This window comes from Bradyrhizobium sp. LVM 105 (assembly GCF_003957705.1).
Lineage (GTDB): Bacteria > Pseudomonadota > Alphaproteobacteria > Rhizobiales > Xanthobacteraceae > Bradyrhizobium > Bradyrhizobium frederickii.
Map to the genome: position 1 here is coordinate 494,218 of NZ_QZMV01000005.1, position 18,294 is coordinate 512,511.

Genomic DNA, 18,294 nt, shown 5'->3' on the forward strand with positions numbered 1-18,294 from the left:
CAAAGAATAAGAGCCAGTTGGGAGGATGTGATGAGATCGCTCGGGAAACTGGGACTCGCCGCTGCCGCATGTCTGCTTTGGGCCAATTCCGCGGCAGCCGACACCACGATCAAATGGCTGCACATCGAGGTCAACCCGGCCCAGGTGAAGATCTGGGAGGAGGTCGCACGCAGCTATGAGGCGTCGCACCCCGGTGTGAAGGTCGAGATGCAGTTCCTCGAGAACGAGGCTTACAAGGCCAAGCTGCCGACCATCCTGCAATCGAAGGACAGGCCGCACATCATCTATAGTTGGGCCGGCGGAGTGCTGAAGGCGCAGGTCGAGGCGGGCGTGCTGGAAGACATCACCGACTCCGTGAGGAGCGGCGGCTACAGCGACACGATCGCACCGGCGGCGCTCGCCGCCTTCACCCAGAACGGCCGCGTCTTTGGACTTCCGATCGCGCTATCGCAGGTCGGCTTCCTCTACAACAAGGATTTGATGGCCAAGGGTAATGTCGATGCAAGTAAGATCAAGACATGGGACGATCTGCTCGGCGCGGTGAAAACGCTGAAGACCGCGGGTGTTACGCCGATTGTGGTTGGCGGTGCCGATAAATGGCCGCTGCATTTCTACTGGACGCATCTCGCAGTGCGCGTCGGCGGCAAGCCGGCCTTCGATGCAGCGCTGAAGGGTGAGAATGGTGGCTTCGCCGGGGAGACCTTCCAGAGATCCGGCGAGCTGTTCAAGCAGCTGGTCGATCTACAGCCGTACCAGAATGGCTTCCTCGGCTTCAAGAACCCGCAGGCCGTCGGCTATTTCGGTGACGGAAAGGTCGCGATGATCCTGGCCATCTCGTCCTTCTATCACACCCAGCGCGCACTCGCCGCCGACAAAGTCGGTCTCGGCGACGACAAGCTTGGCTGGTTCGATTTTCCGGTCGTACCCGGCGGCAAGGGTGAGCCGTCAGATACGCTCGGCGGCATCACCGGCTGGTTGATCACCAAAGGGGCGCCCAAGGAAGCCACCGACTTCCTGAAATTCTTTATCTCCAAGGACGTGCAGGCGCGGCTTGCCGCCGGCAACTTCATCGTTCCCGTCGTCAAGGGCGGCGAGGCCGGCCTCAACAGCGCCTTCATGAAGCAGATCGCGGCCAATCTGGCGAAGTCCAACTATCACCAGAACTTCTATGACCAGAGCCTCGGCCCCTCCGTCGGCCGCGTCGTCAATGATGTCACCGCGGAAATCGCCGGCGGCAGCATGAACCCGCAGGACGCTGCGAAAGCCATCGAGGCGGCGTGGAAGCAGGGCAATTGAGGTGGCGCGGCGGATCGCGATCGCGCCGGCGATGAACGTTGCCGGCGAGACCGCCCCGCGGGCCGCGGTTCGCGGCCCGAGCTGGGACGGCCGCTTCACGGTCCTGATCCTGTTCCTGCCGCCCGCGCTGCTGCTGTTCACTTTGTTCGTGGTGTTGCCGATCGGCGAGGCCGCCTGGTACTCGGCCTTCAACTGGAACGGGTTCGGCAGGCCGACCAACTGGATCGGATTCGACAATTACCGTTTCGTGCTGGAGACGCGCGCCTTCTGGCTCGCGCTGCGCAACAACGGGCTGATCATCGCGGTCTCGCTCGCGATCCAGCTGCCGCTCGCGCTGACCCTGGCCCTGATGCTCGCCGAGCGCTTTCGGGGAGCCGTGGCGCTGCGCATGCTGTTCTTCATGCCCTACATCCTGGCCGAGATCGCGACCGGGCTGATCTTCTCGTTCGTTTATGACGGCGATTATGGCCTGGTCGCCTCGATCTGGCGCACCTTCGGCGCCGAACCGCCGCATCTCCTGGCCTCGACCGACACGGCGATGCTGGCGGTGCTGATCGTGATCGTCTGGAAGTATTTCGGCTTCCACATGATGCTGTTCATCGCCGCGCTCCAGGGCCTCGACAAGAGCCTGGTCGAGGCGGCGAGAATCGACGGTGCAACGCGCTCGCAAGCCCTGCGTCACGTCGTCATCCCCTTGCTCTATCCGACGATCCGGCTCTCGGTGTTCTTCGCCATCGTCGGCTCGCTGCAGCTGTTCGACCTGGTCATGCCGCTGACGCGCGGAGGCCCTGCGGATTCCTCCAACACGATGGTGAGCTTTCTCTACAACAATGGCATCTCGCGCATGCGGGTCGGCTACGGCAGCGCCATCGGCGTGATCCTGTTCGTGATCTGCGTGACCTTTGCCTTCACCTACAAGCGATGGTTCATGCGCGATGAGTAGTGCCGAAACCGCCCGCGCGCCGTTCGATCCTGCCGTGCCGCTCAGGACGGTGTTCCTCGCCGTCGTCGCCGTCTTCGTGCTGGTGCCGCTGCTCGCGACCCTGCTCGGGGGCTTCAAGTCGCTCGGCGAATTGCGCGTCAATCCGTTCGGCTGGCCCGCGCACTGGGAGTGGCAGAATTATGCCGATATCCTGTTCTCAGCGCGCTACTGGCAGCTCCTGCGCAACTCGCTGATCATCTCGACGCTCACGGTGACGTTGACCCTGATCGTCGCATCGATGGCGGCTTTCGCTTTCGCCCATGTCAAGTTCTACGGCAGCTCGATGCTGCTGAGCTACCTCACTCTCGGTCTGCTGTTTCCTGCGGCGACCGCCGTGCTTCCGTTGTTTATCAAGGTGCGCGATCTCGGACTGCTCGATACCTATTTCGGCGTCGCGCTGCCGCAGGTGGCCTTCGGCCTCGCCATGAGTGTGCTGCTGCTGCGGCGCTTCTTCAAGGATATTCCCCACGAGCTACTCGAAGCGGCGCTGGTCGACGGCTGCAGCTATGTCAAATTCTTCCGCTACGTGACGCTGCCGCTGTCTCGGCCGATCCTGGCGACGGTCGGCACCATCACCTTCGTCAACAGCTGGAACGCCTATCTGCTGCCGCTCGTGATGCTCAACACCGATGCGCTCTATCCCTGGCCGCTCGGCATCATGGTGTATCAGGGCGAGTATTCGTCCGAATGGCACCTGATCCTGGCCTTTATCACGCTGACCATCCTGCCGACGATCATTCTCTTCCTTATCGCGCAAAAGCACATCGTCGCCGGCCTCACCGCAGGCGCGGTCAAGGGATGAGCGGTACCTCACGGAGATCATAATGAGAAAAGTCGGCATCGGAATCATCGGCTGCGGTGTGATCAGCACCGCCTACCTCAAGGCAGCGCAGCGCTTCCCGGTCATGGAGGTGAGAGCGTTGGCCGACATGCGCAGCGATATGGCAGAGCGTCAGGGCGCGGCCTTCGGGCTGCCGGCGATGCGGGTCGATCAACTGCTCAAGCGTGACGACGTCGAAATCGTCATCAATCTCACCGTGCCGCTTGCCCACACCGACGTCAGTCTGGCGGTGCTGAATGCCGGCAAGCACGTCCACTCCGAGAAGCCGCTCGGTATCAACGTCGCGGAGGCCCGCAAGGTGATGGATCTCGCCGCGCAGAAGAGCCTTCGCGTCGGCTGCGCGCCCGACACGTTCCTCGGCGGCGGACACCAGACCGCGCGCAAGCTGATCGACGACGGCGCGATCGGCACGCCCGTGGCGGGCAGTGCTTTCTTCGGTTGCCCGGGCCATGAGCGCTGGCATCCGGCGCCGGGGTTCTACTACCTGCGCGGTGGCGGCCCGATGCTCGACATGGGCCCGTACTACATCACCGACCTCGTGCAGCTGCTCGGTCCGGTCGCAGCCGTGATGGGCTCGACCGCGCGCCCGAAATCCGAGCGTCTGGTCACCAGCCAGCCGATGAACGGCAGCTTGATCCCGGTCGAGGTTTCGACCCATGTCGCAGGCACGCTCGAATTCGAGAGTGGGGCAGTCGTCTCGATCGCGATGAGCTTCGACGTGCCGAAGCACCGGCATGCGCCGATCGAGATCTATGGCGACAGCGGCAGCATGCTGGTGCCGGACCCGAACCGCTTCGGCGGCGAGGTGCAGGTCGCCAAGACCGGCGGCGAATGGGAGACGGTGCCGTTGACGCACGGTCATGTCGAGGGCGAGTTCCGTTCCATCGGTGTCGCCGATATGGCCTCCGCGATTCTCAACAACCGGCCGCATCGCGCCAGCGGCGCGCTCGCCTTCCACGTGCTGGAGGTGGTGGAGGCGTTCCAGACGTCCGCCGACGAGGGACGCCGCGTCAAGATCGAGAGCCGCGTCGAGCGGCCGGCGATGCTGCCGGCCGGACGTGAAACTGGACAGATCGACTGAGGACGGAAACATGCGCAAGGCAATGATTGTTTGGGGTGGTTGGCCGGGACACGATCCGGATCTATGTGCCTCGATGATCCGCGGCTGGCTCAGAGCGGAAGGTTTTGAGGTCCGGATCGAAACGACGACGGAAGCGTTCGGCGATCCGGCAATCCATGATCTCTCGTTGATCATCCCGATCTACACCATGTCGAAGATCGAGAAGGCGGACGCACTGAATCTCTGCGCTGCGGTGCGCGGAGGTGTCGGCCTGGCCGGCCATCATGGCGGCATGTGCGATGCATTCCGCGAGTCCGTCGACTACCAATTCCTGTGCGGTGGGCAATGGGTTGCTCATCCCGGCAACATCATCGACTACAAAGTCGACTTGACGAAGCCGGACGACCCCATCATGAAGGGCCTGAAAAGTTTCGAGCATCGTTCCGAGCAGTACTACATGCATGTTGACCCCGCCAACGAGGTGCTGGCGACGACGACCTTTACCGGCGAGCACGCATCCTGGATCGAGGGCGTGGTGATGCCCGTGGTCTGGAAGAAACGATACGGCGCGGGCAGGGTGTTCTATTCCTCGCTCGGCCACCGCGCCTACGAGCTCGACGTTCCGGAGATCCGAACCTTGATGACCCGCGGGATGCTGTGGGCGGCGCGCGAATGAACGCTGGCGCGACGCAGCCGCCGGTTCGCGCTACCCTGGAAGACGTCGCGCGTGCGGCGGGCGTTTCGCTCGCGACCGTCGACCGCGTCGTCAACCGGCGCGAGGGCGTGCGCGCCAAGACCGTCGCGCGTGTCGAAGCCGCCGTCGCCAAGCTCGGCTACCGCGCCGACGTTGCGGCGGCGCGGCTCGCACGCGGGCAGAGTTTTCGCTTCGCTTTCGTGCTGCCGTCCGGCAGCAACAGCTTTATGACCAACCTGGCCGAGCAGGTCCAGCGCACCGCAGACTGGCTTGCCGGCCAGCGCGGCTTCATCGATATCCTCCATGTCGATGTGTTCGATCCCGATGTGCTGGCCGGCACGCTGGAGGATTTGTCGCCGGCCTATCAGGGCGTCGCCGTCATTGCGCTCGACCATCCAAGGGTGCGCGCCGCGATCGACGAACTCACCGCGCGCGGGGTCGCCGTGGTGACCCTCGTATCGGACGCGCCGAGCTCGCGCCGCCTGCATTATGTCGGAATCGACAACCCGGCCGCGGGACGAACGGCCGCAACGCTGTTGGGACGCTTCCTCGCCGGCCGCGAGGGGGCCGTCGCCGTGATCGCCGGGTCGTTGTCGCTGCGCGATCATACCGAGCGGCAGTTCGGCTTCCACCAGATCCTGTCCAGCGAGTATCCGAACTTGCGCGCGCTACCGGTCATCGAGGGCCGCGACGACAGCGCACGCACGCGGGAGCTTACCGCCGCGCTGCTCGCGCGCCATGCCGATCTCCGCGGCATATATTGCTGCGGCGCCGGAAATCGTGGCATCGCCGATGCGCTCGAAGCCTCTGGCCGCGCGCGCGAGGTGGTCTGGATCACCCACGAGCTCACCCACTATACACGGCGTTTCCTGGTGCGCGGCACGCTCGATGCCATCATCAACCAGGATCCTGGCCACGAGGCGCGGTCTGCGGCGCGGGTCCTGCTCGCGCATTGTTCGGGGGAGCCCATCAGCCCCGATCAGGAGCGTATCCGCATCGATATTTTTCTGCGGGACAATCTGCCGTAAGCGACGGCATCATGCCGCAAGCGCTGCGCTTGGTGTCCTGCAACGCGCTCGCCGGCTGACGACATCGGCTACGTCCGGGTCCGTCGCCTGGTCTCGGACCTGCTCGTGCGCAAGCCGTCGATCATGCCGGCCACGGCCGCCATGCAGGCGTCGACGTCAAATTCGTCGCTCCAGCATTTTTGCAGGACAAACCCCTGGAAGATCGCGATCAGCATGCGCGCGATCGCGTCCGCACCGAGGTCGCGGCGGATGAGGCCATCATGCTGGCCGCGTTCGACCAGCACCACGATCAGAGCGCGCGGCATGTCGATGCCTTCGACGACGCCGGTGCGGACGCGGCGGTTGCGCAGGGCTTCGGCCCAGCCGTGGATGCCGACACGGCGGCGGGCTTCGCCGGCGGGATCGGTCAGCCATTGCGCGTAGACGCGGATCAGTGCGTGAAGTCCTTCGATCGGGTCGCCGGATCCTTGCGCGACCGAATTGAGCACGGCTTCGCGGCGGTGCCGGTCGTCGGCGAGCGCCTCGATCAGGTCGTCCTTGCTCTGGAAGTAGAGATAGACCGCGCCATGGCTCAGTCCGGATCGCTTCACGATGTCGGCCATGCCGGTCTGGTGAAAACCGTCTTCGGAGAAGCAGGCGAGGGCCGCTTCGAGAATCTGCTGCCGCCGGCTTTCGCGTTGCTTGTCGCTGATCTTGGGCATCCAGCGGCCTCAAATAACTGACAGATTGATCATTTTCGGCTGGAGGCCGATTTGGGCGAAAGAGACTGGTTACAATAAAAAAAACGATCAGTCAGTCATTGTTAAAAGCGAATACGGATCTGGTCAAGTCCGGACCGGCCGAAGAGAAAAGGATTCGCTGCAAGTGCGCGGCGCAAGCGACGCGGCAGCCTTGGACCGCGCGGCTAGAACAGCCGTCCGCCGTTCGGCACCGGCTGGCTCGGCTGCACCAGCACGACCTTGCCGTCGGCATCGGGGAAGCCGAGCGTCAGCACCTCCGAGATGACAGGTCCGATCTGGCGCGGCGGGAAATTGACCACGGCCGCGACCTGCTGGCCTACCAGCGTCTCGAGCGGATGGTTTTCGGTGATCTGGGCCGAGCTCTTGCGCACGCCGATGGCGGGTCCGAAGTCGATCCAGAGCCGAAACGCCGGCTTGCGCGCCTCGGGAAACGGCTTGGCGTCGACGATGGTGCCGACGCGGATATCGACGGCGAGGAAGCTGTTGAAGTCGATGATCGGCGTGGCGGCGGCCGCGGGATCGTGAGTGACGTGCATGGGATGTCCGTTCGGCGAGATGGCGTCGTTGGCAATATTGTCGCGCGAGACGGAGTTTCGTACAACGCCGCGTCCATCACGATACGTCATGCGCGAGGAACGTCTTGCCCAACATCATCTACGGCATCAAGAACTGCGACACCATGAAGAAGGCGCGCGCCTGGCTCGACGCCCATGGCGTGCCTTACACGTTTCACGACTACAAGACGGCGGGCGTGGAGAAGGACAAGCTCAAGCAGTGGAGCGACAAGGTCGGCTGGGAGATGCTGCTCAATCGCGCCGGGACGACGTTCAAGAAGCTCCCCGAGTCCGACAAGGAAGGCCTCTCCGAGAAGAAGGCGCAGGCCTTGATGCTAGCGCAACCATCGATGATCAAGCGGCCGGTGCTGGAAACCGGCGGCAAGGTGCTGGTCGGCTTCAAGCCGGAGATCTATGCCAAGGAAGTCGGCGCCAAATCGCGCTGACGCCAAATCGCGCTGAGAGCATCATCGCGCCTTGGCTTGTCGTTTGAGCATGGTCTCCGCGCAAACGCGTTCCGCGTTCTAGTTCAGCTCGATGATCTCGTTGGCGACGCCCGGAGCCGGCTGGTCCGCGAACTCGACCAATTCGGCCGTCGCGATGCGGCCGGGCGCCCGATGGAAGAGTTCGCGGTCGATCAGGGCGCGCAGTTTCGGACGCGGCAGCGCGTCATTTCCGCGCATCAGATTCTTGATCTCGAAGCCGCCGTCCTCGCAGAAGGTCTTGACCGATGCGATGACGTGACAGACGTTGCCGTCGGTCTGGAATGGCAGCAGCAGCCGTTCATAAGCGACGATGTGCCCGTAGATGTCGTCGACGTCGGCAACGCTGTAGACCGGCAGCCCGCGCGCCACGCATTCGTGATAGATCGGCATCACGAAGGGCGCGAGCCGCGGCCCGAGATACTCCTCGAGCAGAACGCCCTTGCCGGTATGTCCATAGGCGCGCGAGATGCGCGTGTTTGCGCTCTGGATGGTCAGGCGCGGGGCCGGCGTGGAAGTATCCACCGTATAATAGATGAGATCGGACAGCTCTTCCTCGAGCCGCGCAGGCTGATATTCCCAGACCGCCGGCGCGATCTGCTGGCGCGCATAAAGTCGCAGCCACGTGTTCAGGAGATCACGCTGTCTGATCGACTTGACGACGGAAGGAGCGGCGCTGGCGAAATCCAAGACAATATTCCAGACCATCAAAAACCCGCGCACGATGCCACGTGCGGGAAAATTTTTGATGAAGGCTGGCGCCCGGAACGAAAGACCGTTAACGACGGCTTGACGACCGGTGTCTTGCGAACCGGGAGGCCGGGCAGGCGCGCCATCGCACACCTCCGACTAAGGGAGCATTTGTATCCCGGCCGGAGACCTGATCTGCTCAGCTTTCCGCCTTGCCTAACCCCCGTCACCTCCGGCATATTCCGCGCCCGAAGGCGGCGTTCCGGAGGGGCTTCAAGGATAGGCTCCAAGGCCTCCGGAAAGCCGAAGCAACAAGGATAGCCACGCGCGACGCGCGGGCAGGGGGAAATCTGTTTGGCCGATGAGTTCATTCTCGAAACGGAAGGCTTGACCAAGGAGTTCGCGGGCTTCTTCGCCGTCCGCGACGTTGCGCTCAAGGTTCGCCGTGGGAGCATTCACGCGTTGATCGGCCCGAACGGGGCCGGTAAGACGACCTGCTTCAATCTTCTGACCAAGTTCCTCAAACCGTCTGCCGGAAAAATCCTGTACAAGGGGCAGGACATCACCGCGATGGCGCCGGCCGACGTGGCCCGCCTGGGGCTTGTTCGTTCGTTCCAGATTTCGGCGGTGTTTCCGCATCTCACCGCGCAGGAGAACGTGCGTGTCGCGCTTCAGCGCCAGCACGGATCTTCGTTCGATTTCTGGCGCTCCAAGTCGGTCCTCAACCGTTTCAACGATCGCGCCCGCGAGCTCCTCAACGATGTCGGTCTCAGCGAGTTTGCCAACACGCCCGCGGTCGAGATGCCCTATGGACGCAAGCGCGCACTCGAAATTGCAACCACGCTCGCGCTCGACCCGGAGATGATGCTGCTGGACGAGCCGATGGCCGGCATGGGCCACGAGGACATCGACAAGATCGCGGCGCTGATCAAGCGCATCTCCGCGAAATATACCATCCTGATGGTCGAGCATAACTTGAGCGTCGTGGCCAACCTCTCCGACATCATCACCGTGCTGACGCGCGGGCAGGTGCTCGCGCAAGGTCATTACAGCGAGCTCACCAAGGACGAGCGCGTCAAGGAAGCTTACCTGGGAGCCGGGCATGCCTGACACTGCGATTGCCGAGGCTCCGGCCAAGGTTGCGACCGGCGGAAACCTCCTTCAAGTCCGCAACCTCGAAGCCTGGTACGGCGAGTCCCACATCCTGCACGGGATCAACTTCGACGTGAACGCGGGCGAGGTCGTCACCCTGCTCGGGCGCAACGGCGCCGGCAAGACGACCACGCTGAAGTCGATCATGGGCATCATCGGCAAGCGTACCGGCTCGGTGAAGTTCAACAACGAGGAGATCATTCGCGCGACCTCCGACAAGATCGCGCGCATGGGCATCGCATTCTGCCCGGAAGAGCGGGGCATATTCGCCAGTCTCGACGTGCGCGAGAACTTGATGCTGCCGCCGGTGGTCCGTGAAGGCGGATTGCCGCTCGATCAGATCTTCGAACTTTTTCCGAATCTGAAGGAACGGCTCAACAGCCAGGGCACCAAGCTGTCCGGAGGTGAGCAGCAGATGCTGGCGATTGCGCGCATCCTGCGCACCGGCGCGAGCTTCCTGATGCTGGACGAGCCGACCGAGGGGCTCGCGCCCGTCATCATCCAGCAGATCGGCCACACCATTGCGCGGCTCAAGAAGGAGGGCTTCACGATCCTCCTGGTCGAGCAGAATTTCCGCTTCGCGTCCACCGTCGCCGACCGCTACTACGTGGTCGAGCATGGCAAGATCATTGACGGATTTTCCAATGCCGAGCTTGCCGCCAACATGGACAAGCTCCACACCTATCTCGGCGTGTAGCGGTGCTAGGCCGGACCATCGAGAGTAACTGTCAAAGCAATACTGGGAGCGGATTATGAAGCACGGCATTTCGGCGATGTTGCTCGGCACAGCCCTGGCCTTCGGTGCGGCAGGCGCCGCGGTCGCGCAGGACAAGAACATCAAGATCGGCGTCCTGACCGACAATTCCGGACTCTATGCCGACCTCGGCGGCCCTGGCTCGACCGTCGCCGCGCAGATGGCGATCGAGGATTCCGGGCTCGCGACCAAGGGCTGGAAGCTCGACCTGATCTCCGCGGACCATCAGAACAAACCCGACATCGGCTCCACGATTGCCCGGCAATGGATCGACGTCGAGAAGGTCGACATCTTCATGGATGTCCTGAACTCCGGCGTTGCGCTGGCGGTGAACAACATCGTCAAGGAGAAGAATTCCATCCTGATCGACACCGGTGCAGCGACGTCGGATCTCACCAACGCGCAATGCTCGCCGAACACGGTCCACTGGGTCTACGACACCTACATGCTGGCCAACAGCACGGGGCAGGCGCTGGTGAAGGCGGGCGGCGACACCTGGTACTTCTTGACCGCGGACTACGCCTTCGGCCATGCCCTCGAGCGCGACACTGCCGCGGTCGTGGTGAAATCGGGCGGCAAGGTGATCGGCAACGTCAAGCATCCCCTGAACACCGCCGACTTCTCGTCGTTCCTGCTTCAGGCGCAGGCCTCCAAGGCCAAGATCATCGGCATGGCGAATGCCGGCGGCGACACCACCAACACGATCAAGCAGGCGGCGGAGTTCGGCGTCGTCTCGGGCGGCCAGAAGCTTGCGGGTCTGCTTCTCTTCATCACAGACGTGCACGCGCTCGGGCTGAAGGTGGCGCAGGGCCTGAACTTCACCGAGACCTTCTACTGGGACATGAACGACGGGACACGCGCGTTCTCCAAGCGCTTCTCCGAGCGCATGAAGAACAAGGCGATGCCTTCGATGGTGCAGGCCGGCGTCTATTCGGGCCTGCTGCACTATTTCAAGGCGCTGGAGGCCATGGGCGGCAATCCGCATGACGGCGCCAAGGTCGTCGCCAAGATGAAGGAGATGCCGACGGACGACGCGCTGTTCGGCAAGGGCACGATCCGCGCTGACGGCCGCAAGCTGCATCCGGCCTATCTCTTCGAGGTGAAGAAGCCCGAGGAATCCAAGGGACCGTGGGACTATTACAAGCTGATCGGCACGACCCCCGGCGAGCAGGCCTTCCGGCCGCTGTCGGAAAGCGCCTGTCCCCTGGTGAAGAAGTGAGTTGGCCGCGCCCGCGGGCGCGGCAGAATGAAATGGCATAACGAGACCGGGTACGAGATTGATCGATGCAGGCTCTATACGCTCAGCTACTGGTGGGACTGATCAACGGCTCGTTCTACGCGCTGCTCAGTCTCGGGCTTGCCGTGATCTTCGGCATGCTCAACATCATCAATTTCGCCCATGGCGCGCTCTACATGATGGGCGCCTTCGTCGCCTATTTCCTGCTGAATATCGGCGGCATCAACTATTGGTGGGCGTTGCTGCTTGCGCCCATCATCGTCGGCATCTTCGGCATGATCCTCGAGCGGACCATGCTGCAATGGCTGACCGGGCTCGATCATCTCTACGGACTGCTCCTGACCTTCGGCATCGCGCTGATCGTGCAGGGCGTGTTCCAGAACTATTTCGGCTCGTCCGGCCTGCCTTACGCCATTCCGGACCAGCTCAAGGGCGGCATGAATCTCGGCTTCATGTTCTTGCCCGTCTATCGCGGCTGGGTGGTCGTGTTCTCGCTGGTCGTGTGCCTTGCGACCTGGTTCCTGATCGAGAAGACCCAGCTCGGCGCATACCTGCGCGCCGCCACTGAAAATCCGACGCTGGTGCGCGCCTTCGGCATCAACGTGCCGCGCATGATCACGCTCACTTACGGTCTCGGCGTCGGCCTCGCCGCGCTCGCCGGCGTGCTCTCGGCGCCGATCAACCAGGTGCGGCCGCTGATGGGCGCCGACCTCATCATCGTCGTGTTCGCGGTGGTCGTGATCGGCGGCATGGGATCGATCATGGGCTCCATCATCACCGGCTTCGCGCTCGGGGTGATCGAGGGTCTGACCAAATATTTCTACCCCGAGGCCTCCAACACCGTCGTGTTCGTGCTGATGGTGCTGGTGCTCCTGGTGAAGCCAACGGGATTGACGGGAAGGGCGGCCTGATATGACAACCCTGACGGACGACACGCTGCCGGTGACCCCTCGCGCGATGCGCGACGAGATGATCGTTTTCGTGATGATGGCGCTGCTGCTCGCGGCGGTGCCGTTCACGGGCGTCTATCCGTTCTTCGTCATGCAGGCGCTGTGCTTTGCGCTGCTCGCCTGTGCCTTCAACCTGCTGGTCGGCTATGGCGGGCTGTTGTCGTTCGGCCACGCGATGTTCCTGGGCACCGCCGGCTATTGCAGCGCGCATGCGTTGAAGGTCTGGGCCTTGCCGCCCGAGCTCGGCATCCTCGTCGGCATCGCCGCGGCTTTCGTGCTCTCGCTCGTCACGGGCTACATCTCGATCCGCCGCCAGGGCATCTACTTCTCGATGATCACGCTGGCGCTGTCGCAGCTCTTGTACTTCATCTACCTCCAGGCCCCGTTTACCCACGGTGAGGACGGCATCCAGGGCATCCCGCAGGGACACATGTTCGGCATCTTCGATCTGTCCAAGCCGACGGTGCTGTATTACGTCGTGCTGGTCGGGTTCCTCGCCGGCTTCCTCCTGATCTTCCGCATCATCAACTCGCCGTTCGGCGAGGTGCTGAAGGCGATCCGCGAGAACGAGCCGCGGGCGATCTCGCTCGGCTACCGGACCGACCAGTACAAGTTCCTGGCCTTCGTGCTTTCAGGCACGCTGGCCGGTTTTGCCGGTGCGCTGAAAGTGTTCGTGGCGCAGAACGCCTCGCTCACCGACGTCCATTGGTCGATGTCCGGCGAGGTCGTGCTGATGACGCTGGTCGGCGGCCTCGGCACCATCTTCGGCCCCGTGGTCGGCGCCTTCGTGATCATCGCCATGCAGCAATATCTGGCGGGTTTCGGCCAGTGGGTGACGGTGATCCAGGGCGCGATCTTCGTGGTTTGCGTGCTCACCTTCCGCCGCGGCGTCGTCGGTGAAATCGCGCATTACTTCCGGAGATCGCTCTAAACGATTGATATCGCACCAATTTTATTGGTGCGATAATCCGGTGGATGATCCGGCATCGCAGGCGCGAGATGACACGCGCGCGGCTCGAAAATGGTCTATGACAGTTTCATGACGGCCCTTCGGGCCGGCGCATTTTCCAACCGGTAGCCTATCCCCATGATGCGATGGTTTCGTGCATTCCTGCCCAAGGAAGAGCGGTTCTTCGACCTGTTCGACCGGCATGCCCAGACAGTGATCCAGGGCGCGATCGCGCTCCAGGGCATGCTCAATGGAGGCGAGGAGACGCCGGTCTACTGCCAGCGCGTCAACCAGTTCGAGAACGATGCCGATAACATCACCCGCGAGGTGCTGACGGCGGTGCGCCGCACCTTCATCACCCCGTTCGACCGTGGCGACATCAAGAACCTGATCACATCGCTGGACGACGCCATCGACCAGATGCAGCAGACGGCCAAGGCCGTGATGCTGTTCGAGGTCCGTACCTTCGAGCCGCCGATGCGCGAGATCGGCGGGCTCCTGATCGAATGCGCCAATCTGGTCGGCCGTGCGCTGCCGCTGATGCAATCGATCGGCCCGAACGTGGCCATGCTCACCGCGATCACGGAAGAGCTGGGCAAGCTGGAGGGCCGCGTCGACGATCTCCACGACATCGGGCTGAAGGAGCTGTTCCTGAAGCATCGCGACGGCAATGCGATGGACTTCATCGTCGGCGTCGAGATCTACGACCACCTTGAGAAGGTGGCCGATCGTTTCGACGACGTCGCGAACGAGATCAACAGCATCGTCATCGAGCAGGTCTAGGGCCGTGGATGCAGCGTTGGGTCTTCCCATCCTGGTCGGCTTGATCGCCGTCGCTCTGCTGTTCGACTTCCTGAACGGCCTGCACGACGCCGCCAATTCGATCGCGACCATCGTCTCGACCCGCGTGTTGCGGCCGCAATATGCGGTGTTCTGGGCCGCGTTCTTCAATTTCATTGCCTTCATGGTGTTCGGCCTGCACGTCGCCCAGACCATCGGCACCGGTATCATCGATCCCGCGATCGTCGACGCCCAGGTGATCTTCGCCGCCCTGGTCGGCGCCATCGTCTGGAACCTGGTGACCTGGGCGCTCGGCATCCCGTCCTCGTCCTCGCACGCGCTGATCGGTGGGCTCATCGGCGGCGGCATGGCCAAGGCCGGGATCTCGGCCGCGGTATGGAGCGGATTGACCAAGACGGTGCTGGCAATCGTGCTGTCGCCACTGGTCGGCTTCCTGCTCGCGATGATGCTGGTGGCGATCGTGTCGTGGGCCTCGGTGCGCTCGACGCCGTTCGCGGTCGATCGCGCCTTCCGCATTCTGCAATTCGTCTCCGCCTCGCTCTATTCGCTCGGCCATGGCGGCAACGACGCGCAGAAGACCATGGGCATCATCGCGGTGCTGCTGTATTCGCAGGGCCATCTCGGCAGCGAGTTTTCCGTGCCGTTCTGGGTGGTGCTGTCCTGCCAGGCGGCGATGGCGCTGGGCACCTTGATGGGCGGCTGGCGCATCGTCCGCACCATGGGCCTGCGCATCACGAAATTGACGCCGATGCAGGGCTTCTGCGCCGAGACGGGAGGCGCGGCGACCCTGTTCATGGCGACCTTCCTCGGCGTTCCCGTCTCGACCACGCACACCATCACCGGCGCCATCGTCGGCGTCGGCGCGGCCCGCCGCGTCTCGGCGGTGCGCTGGAACGTGGCAAGCTCGATCGTCTATGCTTGGGTGATCACGATTCCGGCCTCGGCCATCGTCGCGGCGCTGACGTGGTGGGCGGTCCAGATCTTCGTCAAGTGACGAGCTTCAGACCGACGATCCCGGCGACGATCAGGCCGATGCTGGCAAGACGCAGGGCCGTGGCCGGCTCGCCGAACAGGACGATGCCCAGCGTCGCGGTGCCGACCGCGCCGATCCCGGTCCACACCGCATAGGCGGTTCCGACGGGCAGCGACTTGAGCGCGAGGCCGAGCAGGATGACGCTGCCGGCCATGGCCGCCAGCGTGACGATTGACGGAACAAGCCTGCTAAAGCCCTCGGTGTATTTCAGGCCGATTGCCCAGGTGATCTCGAGAAGCCCGGCGACGAACAGGATGCTCCAGGCCATGGCGACCCTCCATTCAAGGCAGGGTCGTCCCCGCGGGCTGATATGCTGACGAGCGGGAAGGCCGTCCTTCCCCAAGATCGATGGTCAAGCCGATATGGGGCTGGCCGAAGGGCTCCGCAATCGCCAATTGAGGCTTGATCAGGCCCATTTTCCCTGCCAAACGCTGCGGCCATGTCCGACATCGCCACCACCAATGCCGAATCGCCGGCCCGTTCCCCGCTTGCCGCGGAAGTCGCGCGGCGGCGCACCTTTGCGATCATCTCGCATCCTGACGCCGGCAAGACCACGCTGACCGAGAAGCTGCTGCTGTTCGGCGGCGCCATCAACCTGGCCGGTCAGGTCAAGGCCAAGGGCGAGCGGCGCAACACGCGCTCGGACTGGATGAAGATCGAGCGCGAGCGCGGCATCTCGGTCGTGACCTCGGTCATGACCTTCGAGTTCGAGGGCCTCGTCTTCAACCTGCTGGACACGCCGGGCCACGAGGACTTTTCGGAAGACACCTATCGCACGCTCACCGCGGTCGATTCCGCCGTCATGGTGATCGACGCCGCCAAGGGCATCGAGGCGCGCACCCGCAAGCTGTTCGAAGTGTGCCGCCTGCGTGACATCCCGATCATCACCTTCATCAACAAGATGGACCGCGAGAGCCGCGACGTGTTCGAGCTGCTCGACGAGATCGAGAAGACGCTGGCGCTCGACACCACGCCGATGACCTGGCCGGTCGGCCGCGGCCGCGACTTCCTCGGCACCTACGACGTCGTCAATGGCGGCGTGCGCCTGCTCGAAGGCGGCGGCGCCAAGACCGGCGCGGCGCAGCAGATCGAGATCGAGGAACTGGCCAAGCTCAACGCCAATCTCGACGTGGCTGCGGTGAAGGACGAGCTCGAGCTCGTCACCGAGGCCTCGAAACCGTTCGAGCTCGAGGCGTTCCGCGAAGGCCATCTGACCCCGGTCTATTTCGGCAGCGCATTGCGCAATTTCGGCGTCGGCGACCTTCTGGAAGGTCTCGGCAAGTTCGCGCCCGAGCCGCGCGCGCAGGACAGCGACCAGCGCAGGGTCGAGGCCACCGATCCGCGCATGAGCGCCTTCGTGTTCAAGATCCAGGCCAACATGGATCCGAACCACCGCGATCGCATCGCCTTCGCGCGCCTCTGCTCGGGCAAGCTCAGCCGCGGCATGAAGGCCAAGCTGGTGCGCACCGGCAAGAGCATGCCGCTGTCGAGCCCGCAATTCTTCTTCGCCCAGGACCGCTCGGTCGCGGACGAAGCCTTCGCCGGCGACGTCGTCGGCATTCCCAATCACGGCACGCTGCGCATCGGCGACACCCTGACCGAGGGCGAGGATTTCAACTTCGTCGGCGTGCCGAGCTTCGCGCCGGAAATCGTCCGTCGGGTGCGGCTCACCGACGCGATGAAGGCGAAGAAGCTGAAGGAAGCGCTGCAGCAGATGTCGGAAGAGGGCGTGGTGCAGGTGTTCCGTCCGCGCGACGGCGCGCCGGCGCTGGTCGGCGTCGTCGGCGCGCTGCAGCTCGACGTGCTGAAGGCGCGGCTCGAGGCGGAATATTCATTGCCGGTCGAGTTCGAGGTCAGCGAATTCCAGCTGGCGCGTTGGGTCTCCTCGGAGGACCGCAAGAAGCTCGACACCTTCATTGCCGCCAACACCTCCAGCATCGCCGACGACGTCGACGGCGATCCCGTCTATCTCGCCCGGAACGAGTTCTATCTCGGCTACACCAAGGAACGCGCCGAGGGCATCGAGTTCACCAACGTCAAGGACGTCAAGAAGAAGGGGTAGCGCGCGGCCGTTCTGTCCTCTGCAGAGCACCCGCATACTCCACTGTCATGCCCCGGCTTGACCGGGGCATCCAGTACGCCGCCGCTCATCGATTCAATCACTGCCGTCACGGCGTACTGGGTCGCCCGGTCAAGCCGGGCGACGACTGAGTGCCTGAACGCGAGCATGTGAATGCGGAACGGGCTTGACCTTGTCGGCGGCAATGCCACGTTCACCACGTCATCCCGCGAGTTAACTGCATGTGGCGCGGCATCCCCGTACTTCTCCTGCTGTCGATATCGACCGCCGCCGACGCGCGGCCGCGCCAGATCAATCCGATTCCGTTTGCGCATGAGCCGTGTAGCGTGCTCGACGACCGGCCCTGCACGCCGTCCTATTGCAGCCCGCTCGAGCCGGGCCCCTGCATTCCCGAGATTGACTACCCCTACGGCCAGAACCTCCAGCTCACCATCCAGAGCGTTCCATCGGAAGCGGACCGCGCCAAGTACCAGAAGCCCGATCATGATCTCGACACGATCGGCGACCTCTTCGCCGCGTTGCGCAGTTGCTGGTCGCCGCCATCGGACAATGCGCGCGCGGGCATGCAGATGTCGGTGCGCTTCAGCTTCAACAAGGCCGGAGGCCTGATCGGCCCGCCGCGCCTCACATATGCAACCCCCGGCGTGCCCGCAGAGACCCGAACCACCTATCTCAACGCGGTCAATTCCTCGCTGAAAGCCTGCCTGCCGCTGAAATTCACCGGCGGTCTCGGCGGCGCGCTGGCAGGCCGGCCGATCGCCATCCGTTATGTCGACAATCGCGAGCTTGCGAAGTAGCACCGCTCTGTCTCCTCATCCCTTGCGCAACGGCGAAGCCGTTGTCGCTGGGAGCGCGCACCGCGCGCGTCTCGAAGGATGAAAGGCCCCGCTGTCGCAACAGCCGGGACTGCATGGTTCGAGACGGCGCTGACGCGCCTCCTCACCATGAGGAGGAAGAGTTGCGACCGCGAG

Annotated in this window: 20 protein-coding genes; 16 read left to right on the forward strand and 4 right to left on the reverse strand. The window is 63.6% G+C overall.

What is annotated here, in order from left to right:
* Window positions 1-30: 30 nt before the first annotated feature.
* Genes D6B98_RS17770 through D6B98_RS17795 form a run of 6 tightly spaced genes read left to right on the forward strand, consistent with a single transcriptional unit; the run spans window position 31 to window position 5,901 of the window.
* The gene (locus D6B98_RS17770; RefSeq protein ID WP_126258231.1) at window positions 31-1,296 is read left to right on the forward strand and encodes an extracellular solute-binding protein; all 1,266 of its coding nucleotides are present in this window, start codon (window positions 31-33) and stop codon (window positions 1,294-1,296) included.
* A gap of 1 nt (window position 1,297) precedes the next feature.
* Window positions 1,298-2,239 (forward strand): carbohydrate ABC transporter permease, encoded by a 942-nt coding sequence (locus D6B98_RS17775; RefSeq protein WP_126258232.1) that lies wholly within the window; start codon window positions 1,298-1,300, stop codon window positions 2,237-2,239.
* Window positions 2,232-3,080: a carbohydrate ABC transporter permease gene (locus D6B98_RS17780; RefSeq protein ID WP_126258233.1), complete on the forward strand. Its 849-nt coding sequence runs from the start codon at window positions 2,232-2,234 to the stop codon at window positions 3,078-3,080. Before D6B98_RS17775 ends, D6B98_RS17780 begins: the two co-directional genes overlap by 8 nt.
* Window positions 3,081-3,102: 22 nt before the next feature.
* Entirely contained in the window at window positions 3,103-4,200 is a 1,098-nt protein-coding gene (locus D6B98_RS17785) for a Gfo/Idh/MocA family protein (RefSeq protein WP_126258234.1), read from the forward strand.
* Between the two features lie 10 nt (window positions 4,201-4,210).
* Window positions 4,211-4,855 (forward strand): ThuA domain-containing protein, encoded by a 645-nt coding sequence (locus tag D6B98_RS17790; protein ID WP_126258235.1) that lies wholly within the window; start codon window positions 4,211-4,213, stop codon window positions 4,853-4,855.
* Window positions 4,852-5,901, forward strand: a complete 1,050-nt coding sequence (locus D6B98_RS17795; protein ID WP_126258236.1) for a LacI family DNA-binding transcriptional regulator — start codon at window positions 4,852-4,854, stop codon at window positions 5,899-5,901. Before D6B98_RS17790 ends, D6B98_RS17795 begins: the two co-directional genes overlap by 4 nt.
* A 68-nt stretch (window positions 5,902-5,969) precedes the next feature.
* Here D6B98_RS17795 and D6B98_RS17800 read toward each other — a convergent pair whose 3' ends face one another.
* A complete protein-coding gene (locus D6B98_RS17800) occupies window positions 5,970-6,602 on the reverse strand; it encodes a TetR/AcrR family transcriptional regulator (protein WP_126258237.1) in 633 nt (210 codons plus the stop codon).
* 203 nt (window positions 6,603-6,805) lie between these two features.
* Window positions 6,806-7,177 (reverse strand): tRNA-binding protein, encoded by a 372-nt coding sequence (locus D6B98_RS17805; RefSeq protein WP_126258316.1) that lies wholly within the window; start codon window positions 7,175-7,177, stop codon window positions 6,806-6,808.
* 104 nt (window positions 7,178-7,281) lie between these two features.
* Between D6B98_RS17805 and D6B98_RS17810 the strand changes: the two genes are divergently transcribed.
* Window positions 7,282-7,641: an ArsC family reductase gene (locus D6B98_RS17810; RefSeq protein ID WP_126258238.1), complete on the forward strand. Its 360-nt coding sequence runs from the start codon at window positions 7,282-7,284 to the stop codon at window positions 7,639-7,641.
* Between the two features lie 78 nt (window positions 7,642-7,719).
* Here the strand turns inward: D6B98_RS17810 and D6B98_RS17815 are convergent, their stop codons facing one another.
* Entirely contained in the window at window positions 7,720-8,385 is a 666-nt protein-coding gene (locus D6B98_RS17815) for a PAS domain-containing protein (protein WP_126258239.1), read from the reverse strand.
* Window positions 8,386-8,721: 336 nt separating this feature from the next.
* Between D6B98_RS17815 and D6B98_RS17820 the strand changes: the two genes are divergently transcribed.
* The 7 genes from D6B98_RS17820 (at window position 8,722) to D6B98_RS17850 (ending at window position 15,204) form a co-directional block, all read left to right on the forward strand.
* Window positions 8,722-9,477, forward strand: a complete 756-nt coding sequence (locus D6B98_RS17820) for an ABC transporter ATP-binding protein (protein ID WP_028136885.1) — start codon at window positions 8,722-8,724, stop codon at window positions 9,475-9,477.
* Window positions 9,470-10,216 carry an ABC transporter ATP-binding protein gene (locus D6B98_RS17825; RefSeq protein WP_126258240.1) on the forward strand — a complete coding sequence of 249 codons (747 nt, stop codon included), beginning with the start codon at window positions 9,470-9,472 and terminating at the stop codon, window positions 10,214-10,216. Before D6B98_RS17820 ends, D6B98_RS17825 begins: the two co-directional genes overlap by 8 nt.
* A 55-nt stretch (window positions 10,217-10,271) precedes the next feature.
* Window positions 10,272-11,492 carry an ABC transporter substrate-binding protein gene (locus D6B98_RS17830; RefSeq protein WP_126258241.1) on the forward strand — a complete coding sequence of 407 codons (1,221 nt, stop codon included), beginning with the start codon at window positions 10,272-10,274 and terminating at the stop codon, window positions 11,490-11,492.
* 65 nt (window positions 11,493-11,557) lie between these two features.
* Window positions 11,558-12,421 (forward strand): branched-chain amino acid ABC transporter permease, encoded by an 864-nt coding sequence (locus D6B98_RS17835; protein WP_126258242.1) that lies wholly within the window; start codon window positions 11,558-11,560, stop codon window positions 12,419-12,421.
* A gap of 1 nt (window position 12,422) precedes the next feature.
* On the forward strand, window positions 12,423-13,391 hold the full coding sequence (locus D6B98_RS17840) for a branched-chain amino acid ABC transporter permease (protein ID WP_126258243.1): 969 nt from the start codon (window positions 12,423-12,425) through the stop codon (window positions 13,389-13,391).
* 156 nt (window positions 13,392-13,547) lie between these two features.
* Entirely contained in the window at window positions 13,548-14,192 is a 645-nt protein-coding gene (locus D6B98_RS17845) for a DUF47 domain-containing protein (protein ID WP_008551979.1), read from the forward strand.
* A gap of 4 nt (window positions 14,193-14,196) precedes the next feature.
* Entirely contained in the window at window positions 14,197-15,204 is a 1,008-nt protein-coding gene (locus D6B98_RS17850; protein ID WP_126258244.1) for an inorganic phosphate transporter, read from the forward strand.
* On the opposite strand, the gene sugE is transcribed toward D6B98_RS17850, so the two are convergent.
* Window positions 15,197-15,511: a quaternary ammonium compound efflux SMR transporter SugE gene (gene sugE / locus D6B98_RS17855; protein ID WP_126258245.1), complete on the reverse strand. Its 315-nt coding sequence runs from the start codon at window positions 15,509-15,511 to the stop codon at window positions 15,197-15,199. The two genes, D6B98_RS17850 and sugE, sit on opposite strands and share 8 nt — an antisense overlap.
* Before the next feature lie 171 nt (window positions 15,512-15,682).
* Between sugE and D6B98_RS17860 the strand changes: the two genes are divergently transcribed.
* On the forward strand, window positions 15,683-17,305 hold the full coding sequence (locus D6B98_RS17860) for a peptide chain release factor 3 (protein WP_126258246.1): 1,623 nt from the start codon (window positions 15,683-15,685) through the stop codon (window positions 17,303-17,305).
* Window positions 17,306-17,544: 239 nt separating this feature from the next.
* Window positions 17,545-18,120, forward strand: coding sequence for a UCP034077 family protein (locus tag D6B98_RS17865; RefSeq protein WP_126258247.1), 576 nt, complete (start codon window positions 17,545-17,547; stop codon window positions 18,118-18,120).
* Window positions 18,121-18,294: the final 174 nt, after the last annotated feature.

Excerpts from the sequence above, each read along its gene's own strand:
- D6B98_RS17780 (WP_126258233.1), top strand. The coding sequence starts at position 2,232 with ATGAGTAGTGCCGAAACCGCCCGCGCGCCGTTCGATCCTGCCGTGCCG.
- D6B98_RS17800 (WP_126258237.1), bottom strand. The coding sequence starts at position 6,602 with ATGCCCAAGATCAGCGACAAGCAACGCGAAAGCCGGCGGCAGCAGATT.
- D6B98_RS17790 (WP_126258235.1), top strand. The coding sequence starts at position 4,211 with ATGCGCAAGGCAATGATTGTTTGGGGTGGTTGGCCGGGACACGATCCG.
- D6B98_RS17865 (WP_126258247.1), top strand. The coding sequence starts at position 17,545 with ATGTGGCGCGGCATCCCCGTACTTCTCCTGCTGTCGATATCGACCGCC.
- D6B98_RS17770 (WP_126258231.1), top strand. The coding sequence starts at position 31 with ATGAGATCGCTCGGGAAACTGGGACTCGCCGCTGCCGCATGTCTGCTT.
- D6B98_RS17845 (WP_008551979.1), top strand. The coding sequence starts at position 13,548 with ATGATGCGATGGTTTCGTGCATTCCTGCCCAAGGAAGAGCGGTTCTTC.
- D6B98_RS17785 (WP_126258234.1), top strand. The coding sequence starts at position 3,103 with ATGAGAAAAGTCGGCATCGGAATCATCGGCTGCGGTGTGATCAGCACC.
- D6B98_RS17830 (WP_126258241.1), top strand. The coding sequence starts at position 10,272 with ATGAAGCACGGCATTTCGGCGATGTTGCTCGGCACAGCCCTGGCCTTC.
- D6B98_RS17805 (WP_126258316.1), bottom strand. The coding sequence starts at position 7,177 with ATGCACGTCACTCACGATCCCGCGGCCGCCGCCACGCCGATCATCGAC.
- D6B98_RS17840 (WP_126258243.1), top strand. The coding sequence starts at position 12,423 with ATGACAACCCTGACGGACGACACGCTGCCGGTGACCCCTCGCGCGATG.
- D6B98_RS17795 (WP_126258236.1), top strand. The coding sequence starts at position 4,852 with ATGAACGCTGGCGCGACGCAGCCGCCGGTTCGCGCTACCCTGGAAGAC.
- D6B98_RS17835 (WP_126258242.1), top strand. The coding sequence starts at position 11,558 with ATGCAGGCTCTATACGCTCAGCTACTGGTGGGACTGATCAACGGCTCG.
- sugE (WP_126258245.1), bottom strand. The coding sequence starts at position 15,511 with ATGGCCTGGAGCATCCTGTTCGTCGCCGGGCTTCTCGAGATCACCTGG.
- D6B98_RS17825 (WP_126258240.1), top strand. The coding sequence starts at position 9,470 with ATGCCTGACACTGCGATTGCCGAGGCTCCGGCCAAGGTTGCGACCGGC.
- D6B98_RS17815 (WP_126258239.1), bottom strand. The coding sequence starts at position 8,385 with ATGGTCTGGAATATTGTCTTGGATTTCGCCAGCGCCGCTCCTTCCGTC.
- D6B98_RS17860 (WP_126258246.1), top strand. The coding sequence starts at position 15,683 with ATGTCCGACATCGCCACCACCAATGCCGAATCGCCGGCCCGTTCCCCG.